Origin of the sequence: Spiroplasma endosymbiont of Clivina fossor, assembly GCF_964031115.1 — a bacterium.
GTDB lineage: Bacteria > Bacillota_I > Bacilli_A > Mycoplasmatales > Nriv7 > Nriv7.
On the sequence record NZ_OZ035006.1, the window covers coordinates 1887866 to 1907397 of the forward strand.

Genomic DNA, 19532 nt, shown 5'->3' on the forward strand with positions numbered 1-19532 from the left:
AATTCTGTGTCTCGATAATTCATTCTGAATTATACTTAAAAGAAGGAGAGCAGAAAATGACAAAAAAAATAAAAAAAGAACCTGACGCAATTGATAAAGTTGTTGATTATTTTTTAGAAAATATTGATAATCCACAAGATTTATTTAAAGGCAATACTATTTTTCAGGAATTTACCAAAAAATTAACTGAACGAATGTTAAATACGGAAATTAAAGATTATCTTGAAACTGATGAGAATCATAATAAAAGAAATGGCAACACACAAAAAACCATTATTACTAAAAATGGTTCAATCGCAATTGATGTACCAAGAGATCGAAATAGTACTTTTGAACCAGTAATTATTCCAAAAAGACAAAGAAGATTTGATAACTTTGATCAAAAAGTAATTTCTTTATATGCAAGAGGAATGACAATTTCTGATATCAAAGCACAATTGCAAGAATTCTATCACGGAGCAGAAATTTCAGAAAGTTTAATTAGTCAAATAACTGATGATGTTATTGAAGAAGTTAAAATGTGACAAACTAAACCTTTAGAGAAGATTTATCCGATTGTTTATTTTGATTGTATTGTTGTTAAAGTAAAGCAAGATAAACGAATAATAAATAAAGCAGTTTATCTTGCCTTAGGAATTAATTTAGATGGTTTAAAAGATATTTTAGGAATGTGAATTAGTGAGAATGAGGGAGCCAAATTTTGACTTAATAATCTTACGGAAATGAAAAATCGTGGGTTACAAGATATTCTTGTTGCTTGTAGTGATAATTTAACTGGGATGTCTGATGCAATAGAAGCTGTTTTCCCAAAAACACAGCATCAATTATGCATTGTTCATCAAATTCGCAATAGTTTAAAATTTGTTCCTTACAAAGATCGCAAACTTGTAGCTAATGATTTAAAATCAATTTATACAGCAATTAATGAAGAAATAGCGTTAATTGCTTTAGATCATTTTTCAGAAAAATGAAATAAAAAGTATCCACAAATTACTAAATCATGAAAAAATAACTGAAATAATTTAATAATTTTTCTTGAATATCCTCAGGAATTTAGAAGAATTATTTACACAACTAATGCGATTGAATCTGTTAATAGTCAATTAAGAAAAGTCATTAAGAATAAAAAGATTTTTCCTAATGACGCATCAGTTTTTAAAATATTTTATTTAGCATTTCAAAATATGGTTAAGAAATGAACGATGCCAATTCAAAATTGGGGTAGTGCAATTTCACATTTAATGATAAAATTTGAGGACAGAGTGAATTTAAGTTAATTACTTAGAGACACAGTTAATTGTACAGTCCCTAAATTCACTCTGTCCTCAAATTTTACTTCTAAAAAATAATCAACAACCATCACAACTTTATCAATTGCATCAGGTTCTTTTTTTATTTTTTTGTCATTTTCTGTTCTCCTTCTTTTAAATAGAATTCAGAATGAATTATTGAGACACAGAATTTTGGGCAGGCTCTTTCTTTTTTTCTCCTTTTTATTTTATCAAAATAAAAACCAGTAATTAATTAAAATTACTTTTAATTTTGTCGAAAACTCTTGATATTTATTGAATATACTTAATTTTAGGTATATTTTTAATATGATAGAGGTGGATAATAATTATGGAAAAAATAATTCAAGAACTAGTAAATACTTTAACAGATGATCAATTTTTAGAATTTTATGAAAAAGTCAAACAACAAGCAGAATTAATAAAAAAACAAAAACGGTTAAATGAAATTGATCAAAAATTTAGAGCGCAAGGTATTAAATGCCCTAAATGTGAATCTTACCATTGCGTTAAAAATGAACATAATTCAGAAGGAAAACAAAAATATTTATGTAAAAATTGCCGTGCAAGTTTTGACGCTTTTCGTAATCATTTTATTTATTGAAGTCATTTAAATTATGAACAATGAAATTTATTGATTCAAATTTCATTGCTGGGGCAATCTAGTAAAACAATTTCTCGTTTTATTAAAACTACATTAAAAACTGCTTGATATAATCGTCAAAAATTAATGAAATCAAAACAATTAGAAAATACCCAATTAAAATTTAAAAAATTATCTGGTAAAATCCAAATCGATGAAACATTTATTAAAGAAATCCATAAAGGAAATTTCAAATATAAAACTGATCCACGAAGAATTCACCTTGACCCATTCGCAACTAATACTAAATGCTGTATTCAAATGGCAATTGATAATAATAACAATATTTATGTTAAATCCACAAACACCAAACGTTTACAAAAACAATGAGTTATTGAAAATATGAACAAAGAATTAATTAACGAAAATTCAATTATTACTTCTGATATGCAAAAATTATTTTAATTTTGTCGAAAACTCTTGATAAAATAAAAAAAATCATCAACTTGATAATTTTAAAAGGCTTTTATGTAAAATTACTATTTTTACTTTAACTTTTTTATACATTAGACTTCTTGCAAAATTAATTTAAAATATAATTGAATTGTTGTTTTTAATAAAAAGGTGGAATTTAAATGAAATTTAAAAAAAATAATCAAATAAGTGATAAAAATTTTTTAAGATTAACTGGTATTAAACATACTACTTTTAATAAAATGCTAGAAATTTTAAAAATAGAAGAATTAAAAAAGAGATTTCGTCGCGGAAGAACCAATAAATTATCATTAGAAAATCGTATTTTAATGACTTTAGAATATTGAAGAGAATATAGAACTTATTTTCATATTGCAAAAAGTTATGATATTAGTGAAAGTAGTTGTTATAGAAATATCAAATGAATTGAAGACACTTTAATAAAACACCCTAATTTTCAACAACTTACTGGTCAAAAATCACTATTAAAAGATCATTTCAAAGATAAGACTGTTATAATTGATGTAACTGAAAGCCAAATCCAACGCCCAAAAAAAGACAAAAACAGCACTACTCAGGAAAAAAGAAAAAACACACAATAAAAACACAAGTTATAATTGAAAAAGATAGTAAAAAAATTATTAGTTCTGATTTTTCTTATGGTAAAAACCATGACTTTAAAATTTTAAAAGATTCAAAAATTAAATTTTTACCAGAAACAACTGTTTTAGTGGATTTAGGTTATCAAGGCATACAAAAAATTAATCATAATGTTTTAATTCCTAAAAGAAAATCAAAGAAAAACCCTTTAAATAAAGAAGAAAAGCAAAATAATGAGCGAATTTCAAAAATGAGAATTGTTATTGAAAATGTTTTTGCTATACTTAAAAAATTTAAAATTATTAGTGAAAAATATCGAAATCGTAGAAAAAGATTTGCTTTAAGATTTAATTTAATAGCTTCAATTTATAATTTACAACTATTAGTTTAAATATATTTGATAATTTAAAATTTCAGTCTTTTTTTATTGTAAATAATAATTTTTATTATGTTTTAATGACAAAATATTTGTAAAAATAATCTAAAAATTATTTTAATAACACTTTTATATTTATTTTAAATTTAAAAATTATAATTATCATATTAATTTTGCAAGAAGTCTATTAAAATATAATACCGCTGTTTGTTGGTTTGGAGTTAAACCCTTATGTTGGTATTTTCATTTTCAGAGATTTAAATAATTTTGAATATTAGTAAAACCTAAACCATGATAATGAATTAAGGCTTCTTTAAGACTAGATTGTAATTTACTGATTTTATTTAAGTTACGATAACTAGCTTCAGGATTAATTGTTGTTTTAGTTACACATAAAGTAGAATTTGTTTGTTTTGCTACTAAAAAATATAATTTTTGCATATCAGAAGTAATAATTGAATTTTCGTTAATTAATTCTTTGTTCATATTTTCAATAACTCATTGTTTTTGTAAACGTTTGGTGTTTGTGGATTTAACATAAATATTGTTATTATTATCAATTGCCATTTGAATACAGCATTTAGTATTAGTTGCGAATGGGTCAAGGTGAATTCTTCGTGGATCAGTTTTATATTTGAAATTTCCTTTATGGATTTCTTTAATAAATGTTTCATCGATTTGGATTTTACCAGATAATTTTTTAAATTTTAATTGGGTATTTTCTAATTGTTTTGATTTCATTAATTTTTGACGATTATATCAAGCAGTTTTTAATGTAGTTTTAATAAAACGAGAAATTGTTTTACTAGATTGCCCCAGCAATGAAATTTGAATCAATAAATTTCATTGTTCATAATTTAAATGACTTCAATAAATAAAATGATTACGAAAAGCGTCAAAACTTGCACGGCAATTTTTACATAAATATTTTTGTTTTCCTTCTGAATTATGTCCATTTTTAACGCAATGGTAAGATTCACATTTAGGGCATTTAATACCTTGCGCTCTAAATTTTTGATCAATTTCATTTAACCGTTTTTGTTTTTTTATTAATTCTGCTTGTTGTTTGACTTTTTCATAAAATTCTAAAAATTGATCATCTGTTAAAGTATTTACTAGTTCTTGAATTATTTTTTCCATAATTATTATCCACCTCTATCATATTAAAATATACCTAAAATTAAGTATATTCAATAAATATCAAGAGTTTTCGACAAAATTAAAAAAAATTATATTTTTTAGTAGCAAAACAAACAAATTCTACTTTATGTGTAACTAAAACAACAATTAATCCTGAAGCTAGTTTCGTAACTTAAATAAAATCAGTAAATTACAATCTGGGGCTGTACAATTAACTGTGTCTCTAAGTAATTAACTTAAATTCACTCTGTCTTCAAATTTTATCATTAAATGTGAAATTGCACTACCCCAATTTTGAATTGGCATCGTTCATTTCTTAACCATATTTTGAAATGCTAAATAAAATATTTTAAAAACTGATGCGTCATTAGGAAAAATCTTTTTATTCTTAATGACTTTTCTTAATTGACTATTAACAGATTCAATCGCATTAGTTGTGTAAATAATTCTTCTAAATTCCTGAGGATATTCAAGAAAAATTATTAAATTATTTCAGTTATTTTTTCATGATTTAGTAATTTGTGGATACTTTTTATTTCATTTTTCAGAAAAATGATCTAAAGCAATTAACGCTATTTCTTCATTAATTGCTGTATAAATTGATTTTAAATCATTAGCTACAAGTTTGCGATCTTTGTAAGGAACAAATTTTAAACTATTGCGAATTTGATGAACAATGCATAATTGATGCTGTGTTTTTGGGAAAACAGCTTCTATTGCATCAGACATCCCAGTTAAATTATCACTACAAGCAACAAGAATATCTTGTAACCCACGATTTTTCATTTCCGTAAGATTATTAAGTCAAAATTTGGTTCCCTCATTCTCACTAATTCACATTCCTAAAATATCTTTTAAACCATCTAAATTAATCCCTAAGGCAAGATAAACTGCTTTATTTATTATTCGTTTATCTTGCTTTACTTTAACAACAATACAATCAAAATAAACAATCGGATAAATCTTCTCTAAAGGTTTAGTTTGTCATATTTTAACTTCTTCAATAACATCATCAGTTATTTGACTAATTAAACTTTCTGAAATTTCTGCTCCGTGATAGAATTCTTGCAATTGTGCTTTGATATCAGAAATTGTCATTCCTCTTGCATATAAAGAAATTACTTTTTGATCAAAGTTATCAAATCTTCTTTGTCTTTTCGGAATAATTACTGGTTCAAAAGTACTATTTCGATCTCTTGGTACATCAATTGCGATTGAACCATTTTTAGTAATAATGGTTTTTTGTGTGTTGCCATTTCTTTTATTATGATTCTCATCAGTTTCAAGATAATCTTTAATTTCCGTATTTAACATTCGTTCAGTTAATTTTTTGGTAAATTCCTGAAAAATTGTAGAAACCATATACATATGACAAGATTTTGGTTTCTACAAACTTGCTTTTAATTAATAAATAAATACGAGCTCATTTATTTATTACAAGAAATATAAGGTTAAATTAATATTTATTATTTTTAGTTATGCCTTGTATTTTTTTGTGCCTTGTTGTTGATAAACTAAGTTTTTTAGTAAACGAAGTTTACTAACAAGTTATGTTAATTTAGTTTAAAGAAAGAGTTTAAAGAGAAATATATTGAACTAAGTTAAAAGACTAAGTTAAATATAACTAAGTTAATATAACTAAATATTGTAAGGGTGGTATGTATATGAGAAATATTGAAAATATTTTTTTAAATACTGAAAAATATCTTTTGAAAGAAACGCAAAATGCAGTACTTATTAAAGCACCAGCAATTCCCTGATTGTATGAATCTACTGGTATTTGGTTTTCAAAACGATTTGTTTATAAAGGAAAATATGAGAATTCTATTTGTATCGGAATAATTAAAGATGGTGAGTATCAGTTGGTTTTAGTTAATAATAAGAAAGGTCAAGAATCTAGTTTGATTTTAGGTCATGAGTTGTTAGGTTTTTTTGTTGCGGAGAAAGAGATTGCTAAAAAGGATGTAAGTTTTAATTATTTTAAAAATTCATTTTAAAGGTGTTTTAAGGCATTTTAAGAATAGAGGTAAAGAAAAATATTATAGTTTAAAAAAATTTAGGTTGGTTTTTAAGGTGTTTAAACGGTGCGGAAAGCGTATGCTCCGCCCGTTAATTATCAATGTTAGTTTGAGTTATTTAACTAAGTTATTGCATTTTTTGATTTAATGTAGTAAAAAAATTAATTTTGGAGTTTTAGAAATGAAAATGTGAGTTAGTGTGGATGAGCCTGGCAAAGATTATTGTCAAGAGTTTATATATTCTATTAATAAAAAAACCGGATTAGAACAAAAAATTTGAGCGTCTAAATCTGCAGTTGATTCTGTTAGAACTGATTTAGTTGGTGATAATTGACTTTGTTTTGATTTTGTTGAACATAATTGTTTAAAAAAATAAATTAATTAGAAAATTAAGGAGAAAAGAAAGATGAGTATATTTGGATTAGTGTTTTTTACGATTTTAACATTATTACTAGCATATTATATTGCGGTTAATATTTATCGGTTTTTTAAAGATAAAAAGAAATACGGTAGTGAAGCAAAACAGTTGCCAAAAGATTTTACTTATTCACAACGAATATTTATTGCAAAGTTTAAGCGAAATTTATTAGAACAAGATGAAAAAGAAATTAAAAAGTAGGTTTAGAAAATGTTTAAAAAAATAATTATTGAATTAATTGAATTAATTTACCCAACTGCTGATTTACCACCCCAAGTTGTATTTTTGTTTTCAATTTTAATAATTGTAATGTTGTTTTCGGCCATTATTTTTCTACTCTTTTGACCTTTTAAGCGGTAATTATTATGTTTTTAGTTGCTTGAAAAGATTTAGATTGAGAAATGACAAAATTGTATTTTTGAGATTTATTTATCCAAATTACAACTATTCCGGCGTGAGTTTCTGGTAAAGAAATTAATTTAACCAAAGAACCACTTTGACTTTTAATAGCAAATATTGCCTTTTGAATGGTATTAGTATTCACTGTCTTATTTATGGTTATTTTATTTTATAAGGTTAAATCATATTTTGTTTAGAAAGGGGGTGATTATATGTTAATAAATTTCTTAGTAGAAGGAAATACACCAGGAGTAATTACTGGTGAACAAGCGGTTAATAACTTATGAAAAGCATTAATTAAAGCATTTGCTAATATTTGAACTGATATTATTGGTGGTAATATGCCAAATGTCGTTAATTTCTTTGCTACATATTGAGTTTTCTTGCTTGGCGTGATTATTGGTTTATTTTTAATCGCTTTCAAAATGTTTGAAAAATTAATGCCTGGCAGATAGTAATAAAAATAAAGAAAGTGTGATTTAAGTGATGTTATTGTTTAAAAAAATAAATTTAAGATTATATGATTTTGTCGCTTTAAATCGCACTTTATTTATTATTGCGTGATTCTATGGTGCGATTTTGTATTATTATAATCCTCAAAGTTGACGAATGTTATTTGATATTATTTATTTATTAATTGCTTTGTATATTTTATATACTAAAATTTCTCATTTTTTTGCTCGTCGTAGTTTTATTAATTTCTTATTAAATTCACCTTTAAATTTAGTAATTGGTGCCTTAGGAACCGGAAAAACCGCTTTAATGGTTTTAGCTTCTTACTTATTAAGTGGTTGAAAAACGATTTCTACTTTTCCGATTACGGATAAACAAATGCTTTCATTAGGGCATATGTCTTTATTAGATTATAATTATCCGATATTAGAAGAAAAGCATTTGCTGTTATGAGATGAAACTAACTTATTTTTAGAAGGAACTGACTATAAAGAAAATGATAGAGTAACCCAAGGTTTACAAGAATATTTCGCTTCGGCTCGCCAATTTACCCATATCGTATTAGCAAGCGGACAACGAGCTGAACATATATGAGTTAAAGTTCGTGATATTGCGAATTCAATAATTGTTGGCATTAGAAAAAAACCGGTTAGTATTTTCCGACCCTATTTGCAAGTTGTTTATGGCACTTTTAAATCGGTAAGCGAATACGAACAATGACGATTAACTCTAATTAATGCAAAAAATGATAAAAAAGGTCGCAAAATCAAGTATCGTAGCATTCCGGAATTAGATATTTATTTCTTTAAATTGAAAATTCCGATGTCAATTTTAAATCTTTATGATAATAAATATTTATCATTCTTGCGTGAATTAAGTAATCGTGCTTTGAACGATAATTATCAACATAAATTTTGAAATGATAATGTAATGGATATTGAAGCATTAGAATATTTAAAAATGGAAAAATTTAGTAAGATACTTACTAAGTTAAAAAATAATCTGAAGAAGAAAAACAAGTAAAGGAGTTTAAAAAATGGAAAACTTAGAAAAAATGGCTAGTTTGATTGGCGATATGTTTTATAAAGTTTTTGATTTAATTTGAACTTTAACCATTCCGGGAACAGATATTCGCATTATTATTTTTCCGCTAATTATGCTTGTAATAAATCTTGTAATTGGTGGTATTTTAGGTATTCATATTGAACGACCAAAAGTTGGTTTTCGTAAAAAATATCAAAAATCAGTTGCTAATTGAGGAGCAAAGAAAAAATCATCTAGTGGTCCAATTAAGAAATTCAGTGGTAATAGTCCTAAAAATAGACCGTGAGTTAATCAACATGGACGGCGAATAAAAAGGTAGGTTTTTAAAATGTTTAAATTGATAATTTTATTTATTCTTGTTGCTGTTTTTTCTATTTTTGCTTTAAATGACTTTTTAGGTTTATGAGCCTATGTGCGTGAGGGTTTAGAATATTTTAATAAAGTTCTATCAAATAATATTAAAATTTTAGATTTGTTTAAACCAATGATAAGGTTATTTTCTCAACATCCGATTTTCCAAATTTTAGGAACGATTTGTATTTTATCGACAATATATTTAATTTTAAGGAGTTAAAAATGAAAAAATTAAAGAAAATATTAGGTATTAAATGATTTAAAAGCGTTTTAGGTTTTATACATTTTTTTATTATACTTCATAGTGTTGTTATTATAATTTGAATATTTTTAACGGTCCTTCAAATTAAAGGGGATAAATTTTTTAAAGATTTTATACCATTAAATTTTCAAAGTGTATTTTTTAAGGTGTATTTTTGATTATTAATGGTTTATTTGTTAATGACAGTTGTTAAGTTAATTATTAAGCGTTTTTATTTTAATAAAGTAGTTAGAAAACATCAAAAAGAAGTTATTAATATTTCTGAATGTCCATTATATTATGAATATAAATTTTCTCATGCTTTTAAAGCAATAAAAGAGAGTTTTAAGTCGTGATGAGATGCATAAGATTATTTCTTGATTTATTATAATGTTTATTGGTTTGGTGCCATTAGGGGTGTTCTTTGATACAAAACAACCACCAAAACCTAATATGGAACAATCCTTTATGAAACGAGAAAAACGAGCTACAAATCCCAGTCAATGTGGTAATAGTTGTGAGTTAAAGTTTGCTAGTTTAAAAAACACTAAATTAATTCATCACGGTGATTATTGATTAGATATAAGTGAAAGTGGTTTTACCTGACCTAGTGATGTTGAGCTTGAATATCCTAACCGATTTCGTTTGTTTGGTTATAAAAACTGAATTTCTGCGTTTAATTTTTATAAAAAAAATGGAACATTACAATCTTTTAATACTCCTGGTAGTGGATTTAAAACAGATATTTATACTATATCAGAAATTGTCAATGTAAAAATTACAATTGGATTAGTGGATAAACTACACGATTTTAAACATTATATAACTTCATTCTCAGCGGAAATGCCCCCTTTACCAGAGAAAGATAACGAGCAACCGTTACCTACGGAAATAAATAAAAATGATGGCGAATATCAATATACTAAGTTTCAAGATAAACTTGATTATTTAATGATACAACGCCGAGATTTTGATAAATTTAATTACAGTTACTTATATTGAGTCCCTATTTTTAATTTCTTTGACGATAATTTTAAATATATGAGTGAAATTTCAATTAAATTAAATGGTTTTAAACAAAATAGTAAATTTAATTTAAGTCGCAAAAATTCATATCCTAAACCTGATATGATGCAAAAAGTTATTTTTAGAGAACTTTCCTTTTCTAGTTTTGGTGATGTTATTACTATAAAAACTGAATATGGTAGCATTATGGGTAATAATGAGTTTTTAGAAAATGGTAAATCACTTTGAAAATCTGGCTCGCGAACAAGTTTTGGAATAGATTTTATCAATACTTTTTTTGGACAAGTTAATTATTATGGTAATACCTTCCATTTTTTACGCTATGATGATAAATTAAAAGTTGATTTTAAAGATTTTATGCTTTATTACCAAAAAGATTTAACTATTGATTTTATTAATGGTTTATTTAACAAAATTTATAAAGTTTTAGGTGGTTTTTTCGTACAATTCTTTTATGCGAGTTTTGATACAGATGCCTCTACTTATGTAGAATTAGATTACAAAGGAATGCAACAAATTCCTAAAAATGTTTTACAAATGGGCTTTTTCTATCGTTCCTTAATTACTTTTTATCCCAAACAGTATTTAATTAACTTTGGTTCAACAATGGAAAATAGTAAGAATATGATTTTTCGTTCCTATTTCTTTGTTAAAGATAAACAAATTGCCAATGGTTTTAATACTGGTAAAAGTTCTTATCAAATAGATTTTAATGTGTTAAAAGCATATGATAATCAATTATGGAATATTACTAGCAATAAATTGCATTTTTACAATGCCAAAGTTGATGTCATGTATGGAATTAATATTTTTACACTAACTTTCCCACTATATAAAAAGAAAAACGAAAGCACTGAATATTATTATTCTTTATACGATTTTAACATTTTGAATTCAACAGCTTTTATTGGTGGCGGAATAAGCGGAAATATGGATGACTTAATTCCTACACCCAATTGTTCTTATTGAGGTTTATTTAGTGCCATATCGTGTGGCATTCAACACGCTTCTGTTAGTGTGTTAAATTGATTACTTGGTCTTTCTGGAATTAATCTTTTAATTCGTCCTCTTGCTGATATTGCCAAAACAACAATTAATTTTACGAAAACTGCTTTCCCAGTATTTGAAGTTATTCCGGCATTTCAGATGTTATTTGAATTTGTAGTGCCCTTAGCAATTTTGCTAATGATATTAAAAAAGTTTTCTTAAATATTGCCATTATTTTTTATAATATAATTCCTTTGAAAGGAGGATTTTTCTTTATGCGAAAATTTTTATTAGCTTTAAATTCAATTTGTGTAATGTTTATTTTTGGATGTAGTTCTAGTGTTTTTGAAAAAAAACTGCAATTTCCCAGTTTGAAGAAAACTAAATTAATTCATCACGGTGATTATTGATTAGATATAAGTGAAAGCGGTTTTACCTGGCCTAGTGATGTTGAGTTTGAATATCCTAACCGACTTCGTTTGTTTGGTTATAAAAACTGAATTTCTGCGTTTAATTTTTATAAAAAAAATGGAACATTACAATCTTTTAATACTCCTGGTAGTGGATTTAAAACAGATATTTATACTATATCAGAAATTGTCAATGTAAAAATTACAATTGGATTAGTGGATAAACTACACGATTTTAAACATTATATAACTTCATTCTTTGCTGAAATGCCTAATAAAAATTAGTAATTTAATAAATATTCTTGAAAATCGTATTAAAAAATACGATTTTCTTAATTTAAGGAGTTTAAAAAAATGAAATATATTATTTCCCAAGATGATTTAGCAGATTTAAAAGCAAAAATCCAAAGTTGACTAAGTGCTAATTGCCGTAATCCTTATTACTATAAAACTAAAAAACGCATTACTGCTTATTTAAATTTATGTACTTATTTCTATATTGAAGAAACTACTTTAACAAAACTTATTAAAAAATATTTTAAGAATGCAACGAAAACCTTTTATCGTTGGGCACAAAAAATTATGACCGCTTATTATTCTGACAATTTAGATTTGTTATTGTTTAAAACTACAAAACCACAAAATCTTAATTATCAATATAGTTTAAATTCTCGTGAAAAAGTATGTGATTTATATTTTGATTACAAAAATCTTCAAGCTGGCGGAATGTGGTCTTTATTTAACAATTTAAAAATCGGTTTTCACGATGTCAAAAATTCAGAAGTTCCTAAAAATATCAAAACTTTTTATCGTTGAATTAAATCCGACCCTCGTTGAAAAGAATTAAAACAAGAAATTAAGCAAACGAAATGCCATTTTAAGCGTTATGAAGTTTCAGATATTGGTCTTTTACAAATGGATGCTAAAATTATTACCCCATCAAATTTTCCGGTTGATAAAAAATATTACATTTATGATTTCGTTGACGAAATGACACGCATAGTATTTGGTTATGTTTATGATAGTTTAGGAACCAATAACGCCATTAATGCCGTTCAAAGAGCAATGAAAGATTTTAGCGAACTTGGCATAACAATTAAACGCCTTCGTACTGATAATGCCCCTGAATTTACTACTACTAATTGAAGTAATAAAAAAACATACAAAGTAAAAGAAAGGCCTTTTACAACCTTTCTTTCAAAGAACGGAATCGTTCACGAAACCACGCCGATTCGCTCACCACAATCAAATGGTAAAATTGAACGATTCCATCAACATTATACCAAATTATTTTATGCCAAGAATAAAAAACTAAATCAAAATAAACTTCAGCACTTTTTAAACAAATATTATTACTTTTATAATTTTGAACGCCATCATTCATCTTTAAACAGTAAAACGCCTTTTCAAACATTGCAAAAATTTTTAACAAAGTAGTTTCTAGAAATTTGAATAATTATTTTTTTACAAAATATTTAACTTGTTATTCCAATTATGATTAAGGTGCTTGCTCCTAATAATATTTTTTATTAATTTTTATTTATTAACCTTACAATATATTTTTGCACTAATAAATGAACCTAAACCAATTACAAAACCTGATATACTACCAATAACTGTTCCCATACCGGGAACAGCACTACCGATAATTGTGCCCCCCGCGGTTGATGGAATAACAGTACTTCCCCAAAGCACAAAATTATTATTACAAATATCGTTATTTTTAATAGTTGAAATTGTTAACTTATTATCATCACTGTCACTATCTTCTGATGAATAATCTTTTTTCATCCAGGTATTATCACTTAATTTTTCATATCAAATTTTTTTATTAGCAAATTTTTCTTCGTCTGAAGAGTCCCCATCATTATTGTTATTAAAGTTATTTGTTAAAGAATTAATTGTATTATAATCTAAACTAAATTCAATTTCAACTTCACCAAAATAATTTCTATTTCTATTATTAACTGATAATATTGCTATGTTAGTGTTCTCAAATCTAATATTTAAATCGCGAATATTTAAATTATTTAAATTATTTCTAGCCATAATTTCATTAATAATTATACTGCCTCTTTCTTTTGGTTCGTGATACGGAAGTGTTCCGAGCTCTCTGTTTATAATTACATTGTTTAAATTTGATACCATTGTTCATTCTGGGTAAAATTCCACAAAAAAATTTATATCTATTTCCGGTTCAATACTATTGATTCTTATCTCCACTAAATCTTCTGTTATATAATTTACTATGTTTATAGATTCTTTATTAACAATTAAATTAAAAATTTCATATAAATATTTTCTAATAACATTTATTAAATATTCACGAGAATTATTTTTTATATTTCCAAAATTAATTAAATTATTTTGTAAACTTTCTAGTTTTAAAGAAGAAATTGAATTATTAATTGGTTCATTATTTCCGGATAAATATTCTGATACATTTACAATTCCATTAGATTCATCAATTAATTCATCTAATTCATCGTCATTATCTTTTTGAATATGATTACTAAGGCCTGATGAACCAACTTCCTCTAAATTTTGTTGAGTTTCTAAATTTTGATTTGATATATTTTCATCATTAGTATTAAATGCTACTCTAATTGACCCTCTATAGCGAAAATTAATGTTTGAACCATAACTTCATCGATAAGCATTAATGGTAACAATTGCTGAATTTTCTGTAATACTACTTGGTGTTACATATAAATTTGATTCTGTTAGCAATTCAGAAGGAATATTATCAAAAGATCTGTTAATTTCAATTAATCTTGATAATATTTTTTGATAATTAATGTCTGTTATATTGCCTAAATTGGTTTTTTTAAAAAACGAAGATATATGCTTTTTATAGTTAGAAATTCTAAAATAACTAATACTTTTTTTATTATTTTTTTTATTATAAACCCCAAAATATTTAGGTGTATTTGTAATTTTTAATTTATTTATATTCCGATTTATTAATGTATCTACTATTTTTTTTTCATGATATGGTATTACTACCTTTAACACTCTTTGATTTGTTCCGCTTGTTCCTGGTTGTTCGCCAACTGACACTCTTTGATTTGTTCCGCTTGTTCCTGGTTGTTCGCCAACTGACACTCTTTGATTTGTTCCGCTTGTTCCTGGTTGTTCGCCAACTGACACTCTTTGATTTGTTCCGCTTGTTCCTGGTTGTTCGCCAACTGACACTCTTTGTGAAAACAAATTTTTATTAGCATTTTGTTGTATTATTGTATTTTGTAATATATTTATTTTTTTATTTTTTAAAATGAAATTTACATAAAAAACAACGCCAAACTGCTCTTGCAATTGATCAAGATTATGATTTACTTGATTATATATTTTGGGCTCCCACTCAATTAATGCACCAAAATCCGTAATAGAATCATTAACAACTCTAATATTATTTCTTAAAAATGGTCTTATTCTTGAATCTTGATTGTTTATAACCGCATTAATTATATCTTCTTCTGAATTAGAATTTATCAAATTTAAATCTGTGTTTCTAACAATGTCATTTAATAATCAATGATTGTGATTACTTATTTGTTGAACAATTTCTTCTATAGAATTAGAAGAAATATCGCTGTTAAAACTTGAATCATTATCACTGTCGCTTAAATTATAAGTACCAATATATTCAATTTCATCTTCACTATCAGGAATAATAATATTATCTGCTATAAATATTACTCTAATTAGAACTGATTCATTTATGCATCAGTCTAGAGAATTAGGATCATTATAATTACCACTATAAGTATAATGATGATTATTAATAGCATCTATTTGATTATTAGTTAGAGAAGAAAAATTAGTTATTTCTATTAAAGCTTCATTATAAGTAACTTTTTTAATCTTAATTTTAACGCCATTATCTAAAAGTACTTTAAATTTTTCATTTTTGTTTAAAGCATCCTCTATTATTTTAACATCATTACTTTTTATGGAACCAATATAAACAATATTAGAACAACAAACATCAATAGTGTCATTATTTCTTTTATTTCTATTTAAAGTTTTTAAATTATTTTTTTCTGGAGTCGGAGCATTTCCGACAAGTAGTGGCATTTTACTTCCTACTATTATTATCACTCCTAAAATTTCTAGAAATTTTTTCATATTAATCAAATCCCTTTCATGAATTTTTACTAATTAATAAAATTTACCAAATAATCAACTACCTTTCTCCAAATTTTAATCTGTAATTTCTTCGCCTTGGAATTTCATTATAAATTATTTTTAAGAAATTCCTGTACTATTTTATAATTTATCATCCCTTTTTTAAAAAACCCCTTGTACTTGTCATAAGTCTGTGGTATATTACAAAATTCCTGAAAAATAGTATTGCCTTTAAATAAATCTTGTGGATTATCAATATTTTCTAAAAAATAATCAACAACTTTATCAATTGCGTCAGGTTCTTTTTTTATTTTTTTTTGTCATTTTCTGTTCTCCTTCTTTTAAGTATAATTCAGAATGAATTATCGAGACACAGAATTTTGGACAGGCTCTACAATCTAGTCTTAAAGAAGCCTTAATTCATTATCATGGTTTAGGTTTTACTAATATTCAAAATTATTTAAATCTCTGAAAATGAAAATACCAACATAAAGGTTTAACTCCAAACCAACAAACAGCGGTATTATATTTTAATGTATAAAAAAGTTAAAGTAAAAATAGTAATTTTACATAAAAGCCTTTTAAAATTATCAAGTTGATGATTTTTTTTATTTTATCAAGAGTTTTCGACAAAATTAAAACTTTTTTATTGTGTAAAAATTCAATAATATGATAAAATAAAAAAGAATAAAAATGACAATAACAAGAAAGGTAGGGTTAGTTTAGTAATTAAATAATATAATTAGCTGATTGTTTTACTTCTTCAAAGCAATACCTAAGAAAACTAAACGCGACCTATGTTAGTTAGTCTATTGATAATTGTGGTGATTTTGTATTATAATGTTAAAGTAATTTGTAATGCGGGTTTGGCGGAATTGGCAGACGCACCAGACTTAGGATCTGGCGTTTTACGACGTGGGGGTTCAAGTCCCTTAACCCGCACCATTTACTATAAATTGTGCACTTAATAGTGCATTATTTTTTAATTAATTAGTATTATTTAATAAATAAATATTTAAAAAATGAAAAAGGTGGGTTTAATGAAAATAAAAATAATTTTTATTGATATTGATGGGACTTTGTTTAATGATAATCATTGTCTAACTGAATTTAATAAGGAAATGTGTATTACAGCTCAAAAGCAAGGTATTATTGTTGTTATTAACACAGGAAGAATTACTACTAATGCTATTAGTATTGCTAAACAAATTAATGCTCATAAATTTAAAAGTTTTGTTGTTGCTAATAATGGTGTTCATATTTATTCATTTAAAGATAAAAAATTAATTTTTAATGGAAATATTAATAATGATTTTGCTAAAACGGTTTATCGTTGAGTTGATAATAAAGGTTTTAAATGTCAATTTTATACTGAAGATGGTTCTTTTGTTAATCGCCTTGGAGAAAATTCTAGTTATTGAGCTGATGTTATGCAAGCAAAATATACAGTATTGAATGATATTGATGATTTGAATAGTGATATTGCTCGGATTGTAATTATTGCTAAAACTATTACTAGTCAAGTTGCTTCTCAGGAATTAATTAATGAATTTAATGAAAAATTTTCGCATTTAGATATTAAAGAATATCATCCAGGAATATATGAAATAACATTGCCAAAAATGAGTAAAGGTTATGGTGTTAAATATATTTGTGATTTATTAGGAATTAGTGCTAGTGAAGCAATGGCGTTTGGTGATTCATATAATGATCAATGATTAATGCAAGCAGTCGGTCATCCAGTGGCAATGGATAATTCAGTTGAGATTATTAAAAAATTATCTAATTATATTTGTCAAAGTAATAATGAAAATGGTGTTGGTAATATGATTCGTAAACACATTTTGAAGTAAAAATATTATTATTTTAATTATGTTAAAATAATAAAGAATGAAAGGAGAATTTAAAATGGTTATTAAAACAGATGTAAGTAAGTTTGATCAAGTTATTAAATCTGGTAAGGTTATTGTTGATTTTTATGCGGATTGATGTGGACCTTGTAAAATGTTAGCACCAATTTTTGAACAATTATCTGATGAAATGAAAGAAGTTTCTTTTGTTAAAGTTGATATTGATGAATCGCAAGAATTGGCACAAAGATTTGATATCAGTTCAATTCCGACATTATTAATTTTTGATGCTGGTCAATTAAAAAGAACTTTAAATGGTTATAAGTCCAAAGAAGAATTAAAAACGGCTTTAAGTTAAAATTAGTAATTTTTTTCTTGCCAAATTTAATTTTTTATATTATTCTTAAACTATAATTTCATAAGAAGGGAAGTTCAAAAATGAAAAAACCATCAATTAAAGACAAAGTAGCTGATTTTATCGTCGAAGAGTATAAAAAATATGGGATTACAAAAAGTAAAGCTAATGATATTTTTGACAATATTATTAATATTTTAACCGAAGAAATTCAGAGTGCTGAGAGAACACCTATTTCAGGTTTTGGTATTTTTAAAACTAAAGAAAGAAAAGCTCGTGAAGGAAGAAATCCGCAAACAGGAGAAAAAATCTCTATTCCTGCAAGAACTGTTGTCAGTTTTAGTCCTTCAACAACTTTAAAAGAAAAAGTTAATACAAATAGTTAATAATTATTAAAAATATTTGAAAAATTACAGTAATTACTGTATTTTTTTTATTTAACTTTATCGTTTAGCAAATAATAAAAAATTAAAATAATTTACTATTGTTGTTGTAATTGTGCTAGAAAATAGTAATATTAGTTTATTAAAAATGTGCTTAGTTATTTATTTAATACAATAAGCAATTATACAAATTAATTTTAATTTTGTCGAAAACTCTTGATATTTATTGGATATACTTAATTTTAGGTATATTTTTAATATGATAGAGGTGGATAATAATTATGGAAAAAATAATTCAAGAACTAGTAAATACTTTAACAGATGATCAATTTTTAAAATTTTATTTTAATTTTGTCGAAAACTCTTGATAAAATAAAAAAAATCATCAACTTGATAATTTTAAAAGGCTTTTATGTAAAATTATTATTTTTACTTTAACTTTTTTATACATTAAAATATAATACCGCTGTTTGTTGGTTTGGAGTTAAACCCTTATGTTGGTATTTTCATTTTCAGAGATTTAAATAATTTTGAATATTAGTAAAACCTAAACCATGATAATGAATTAAGGCTTCTTTAAGACTAGATTGTAATTTACTGATTTTATTTAAGTTACGATAACTAGCTTCAGGATTAATTGTTGTTTTAGTTACACATAAAGTAGAATTTGTTTGTTTTGCTACTAAAAAATATAATTTTTGCATATCAGAAGTAATAATTGAATTTTCGTTAATTAATTCTTTGTTCATATTTTCAATAACTCATTGTTTTTGTAAACGTTTGGTGTTTGTGGATTTAACATAAATATTGTTATTATTATCAATTGCCATTTGAATACAGCATTTAGTATTAGTTGCGAATGGGTCAAGGTGAATTCTTCGTGGATCAGTTTTATATTTGAAATTTCCTTTATGGATTTCTTTAATAAATGTTTCATCGATTTGGATTTTACCAGATAATTTTTTAAATTTTAATTGGGTATTTTCTAATTGTTTTGATTTCAT

24 protein-coding genes and 1 tRNA gene are annotated in these 19532 nt (G+C 25.2%); 21 read left to right on the forward strand and 4 right to left on the reverse strand.

What is annotated here, in order from left to right; genetic code table 4:
• Window positions 1-56: 56 nt before the first annotated feature.
• The 4 genes from AAHM82_RS11450 to AAHM82_RS14870 all read left to right on the forward strand — a co-directional run bounded on the left by AAHM82_RS11450 (window position 57) and on the right by AAHM82_RS14870 (window position 3337).
• Window positions 57-1277: an IS256 family transposase gene (locus AAHM82_RS11450; protein WP_342263365.1), complete on the forward strand. Its 1221-nt coding sequence runs from the start codon at window positions 57-59 to the stop codon at window positions 1275-1277.
• A gap of 343 nt (window positions 1278-1620) precedes the next feature.
• Entirely contained in the window at window positions 1621-2337 is a 717-nt protein-coding gene (locus tag AAHM82_RS11455; RefSeq protein ID WP_342264018.1) for an IS1/IS1595 family N-terminal zinc-binding domain-containing protein, read from the forward strand.
• Window positions 2338-2507: 170 nt separating this feature from the next.
• Window positions 2508-2948 carry a helix-turn-helix domain-containing protein gene (locus AAHM82_RS14865; protein WP_425288985.1) on the forward strand — a complete coding sequence of 147 codons (441 nt, stop codon included), beginning with the start codon at window positions 2508-2510 and terminating at the stop codon, window positions 2946-2948.
• The gene (locus tag AAHM82_RS14870) at window positions 2945-3337 is read left to right on the forward strand and encodes a transposase family protein (RefSeq protein WP_342264845.1); all 393 of its coding nucleotides are present in this window, start codon (window positions 2945-2947) and stop codon (window positions 3335-3337) included. Before AAHM82_RS14865 ends, AAHM82_RS14870 begins: the two co-directional genes overlap by 4 nt.
• Window positions 3338-3481: 144 nt before the next feature.
• Here the strand turns inward: AAHM82_RS14870 and AAHM82_RS11465 are convergent, their stop codons facing one another.
• The gene (locus AAHM82_RS11465; RefSeq protein ID WP_342263439.1) at window positions 3482-4462 is read right to left on the reverse strand and encodes an IS1/IS1595 family N-terminal zinc-binding domain-containing protein; all 981 of its coding nucleotides are present in this window, start codon (window positions 4460-4462) and stop codon (window positions 3482-3484) included.
• 231 nt (window positions 4463-4693) lie between these two features.
• Window positions 4694-5830 (reverse strand): IS256 family transposase, encoded by a 1137-nt coding sequence (locus AAHM82_RS11470; protein ID WP_342264020.1) that lies wholly within the window; start codon window positions 5828-5830, stop codon window positions 4694-4696.
• A gap of 296 nt (window positions 5831-6126) precedes the next feature.
• Between AAHM82_RS11470 and AAHM82_RS11475 the strand changes: the two genes are divergently transcribed.
• From AAHM82_RS11475 to AAHM82_RS11530, 12 genes are all read left to right on the forward strand, one after another.
• Complete coding sequence (locus AAHM82_RS11475) at window positions 6127-6459, forward strand: hypothetical protein (RefSeq protein WP_342223612.1); 333 nt, start codon at window positions 6127-6129, stop codon at window positions 6457-6459.
• Between the two features lie 202 nt (window positions 6460-6661).
• Complete coding sequence (locus AAHM82_RS11480) at window positions 6662-6856, forward strand: hypothetical protein (RefSeq protein WP_342263421.1); 195 nt, start codon at window positions 6662-6664, stop codon at window positions 6854-6856.
• Window positions 6857-6886: 30 nt separating this feature from the next.
• On the forward strand, window positions 6887-7099 hold the full coding sequence (locus tag AAHM82_RS11485) for a hypothetical protein (RefSeq protein WP_215825617.1): 213 nt from the start codon (window positions 6887-6889) through the stop codon (window positions 7097-7099).
• A 200-nt stretch (window positions 7100-7299) separates the two neighbouring features.
• Window positions 7300-7494: a hypothetical protein gene (locus AAHM82_RS11490; protein WP_342264021.1), complete on the forward strand. Its 195-nt coding sequence runs from the start codon at window positions 7300-7302 to the stop codon at window positions 7492-7494.
• 15 nt (window positions 7495-7509) lie between these two features.
• A complete protein-coding gene (locus AAHM82_RS11495; RefSeq protein WP_342264022.1) occupies window positions 7510-7752 on the forward strand; it encodes a hypothetical protein in 243 nt (80 codons plus the stop codon).
• A gap of 37 nt (window positions 7753-7789) precedes the next feature.
• A complete protein-coding gene (locus AAHM82_RS11500) occupies window positions 7790-8773 on the forward strand; it encodes a hypothetical protein (protein WP_342264023.1) in 984 nt (327 codons plus the stop codon).
• A 13-nt stretch (window positions 8774-8786) separates the two neighbouring features.
• Window positions 8787-9113 carry a hypothetical protein gene (locus AAHM82_RS11505; protein WP_342190102.1) on the forward strand — a complete coding sequence of 109 codons (327 nt, stop codon included), beginning with the start codon at window positions 8787-8789 and terminating at the stop codon, window positions 9111-9113.
• Window positions 9114-9122: 9 nt separating this feature from the next.
• Window positions 9123-9368 (forward strand): hypothetical protein, encoded by a 246-nt coding sequence (locus tag AAHM82_RS11510; protein WP_338967003.1) that lies wholly within the window; start codon window positions 9123-9125, stop codon window positions 9366-9368.
• Between the two features lie 2 nt (window positions 9369-9370).
• Window positions 9371-9757: a hypothetical protein gene (locus AAHM82_RS11515; RefSeq protein WP_342264024.1), complete on the forward strand. Its 387-nt coding sequence runs from the start codon at window positions 9371-9373 to the stop codon at window positions 9755-9757.
• Window positions 9750-11624: a hypothetical protein gene (locus tag AAHM82_RS11520; RefSeq protein WP_342264025.1), complete on the forward strand. Its 1875-nt coding sequence runs from the start codon at window positions 9750-9752 to the stop codon at window positions 11622-11624. The genes AAHM82_RS11515 and AAHM82_RS11520 overlap by 8 nt, the downstream gene beginning before the upstream one ends.
• Window positions 11625-11677: 53 nt before the next feature.
• Window positions 11678-12097 carry a hypothetical protein gene (locus AAHM82_RS11525; protein ID WP_342264026.1) on the forward strand — a complete coding sequence of 140 codons (420 nt, stop codon included), beginning with the start codon at window positions 11678-11680 and terminating at the stop codon, window positions 12095-12097.
• 69 nt (window positions 12098-12166) lie between these two features.
• A complete protein-coding gene (locus tag AAHM82_RS11530) occupies window positions 12167-13249 on the forward strand; it encodes a DDE-type integrase/transposase/recombinase (protein WP_342264027.1) in 1083 nt (360 codons plus the stop codon).
• Window positions 13250-13348: 99 nt separating this feature from the next.
• On the opposite strand, the gene AAHM82_RS11535 is transcribed toward AAHM82_RS11530, so the two are convergent.
• On the reverse strand, window positions 13349-15940 hold the full coding sequence (locus tag AAHM82_RS11535; protein WP_342264028.1) for a hypothetical protein: 2592 nt from the start codon (window positions 15938-15940) through the stop codon (window positions 13349-13351).
• A gap of 244 nt (window positions 15941-16184) precedes the next feature.
• On the opposite strand from AAHM82_RS11535, the gene AAHM82_RS11540 reads away from it, so the two are divergent.
• The 5 genes from AAHM82_RS11540 (at window position 16185) to AAHM82_RS11560 (ending at window position 18531) form a co-directional block, all read left to right on the forward strand.
• Complete coding sequence (locus tag AAHM82_RS11540) at window positions 16185-16481, forward strand: hypothetical protein (protein WP_342264029.1); 297 nt, start codon at window positions 16185-16187, stop codon at window positions 16479-16481.
• A gap of 319 nt (window positions 16482-16800) precedes the next feature.
• A tRNA-Leu gene (locus AAHM82_RS11545) sits at window positions 16801-16885 on the forward strand.
• A 95-nt stretch (window positions 16886-16980) separates the two neighbouring features.
• Complete coding sequence (locus AAHM82_RS11550; RefSeq protein ID WP_342264030.1) at window positions 16981-17793, forward strand: Cof-type HAD-IIB family hydrolase; 813 nt, start codon at window positions 16981-16983, stop codon at window positions 17791-17793.
• Window positions 17794-17848: 55 nt separating this feature from the next.
• Window positions 17849-18148 carry a thioredoxin gene (trxA, locus tag AAHM82_RS11555; protein ID WP_342264031.1) on the forward strand — a complete coding sequence of 100 codons (300 nt, stop codon included), beginning with the start codon at window positions 17849-17851 and terminating at the stop codon, window positions 18146-18148.
• A gap of 80 nt (window positions 18149-18228) precedes the next feature.
• Complete coding sequence (locus AAHM82_RS11560) at window positions 18229-18531, forward strand: HU family DNA-binding protein (protein ID WP_342264032.1); 303 nt, start codon at window positions 18229-18231, stop codon at window positions 18529-18531.
• A gap of 440 nt (window positions 18532-18971) precedes the next feature.
• On the opposite strand, the gene AAHM82_RS11565 is transcribed toward AAHM82_RS11560, so the two are convergent.
• Window positions 18972-19532, reverse strand: coding sequence for a transposase (locus AAHM82_RS11565; RefSeq protein ID WP_342264033.1), 561 nt, complete (start codon window positions 19530-19532; stop codon window positions 18972-18974).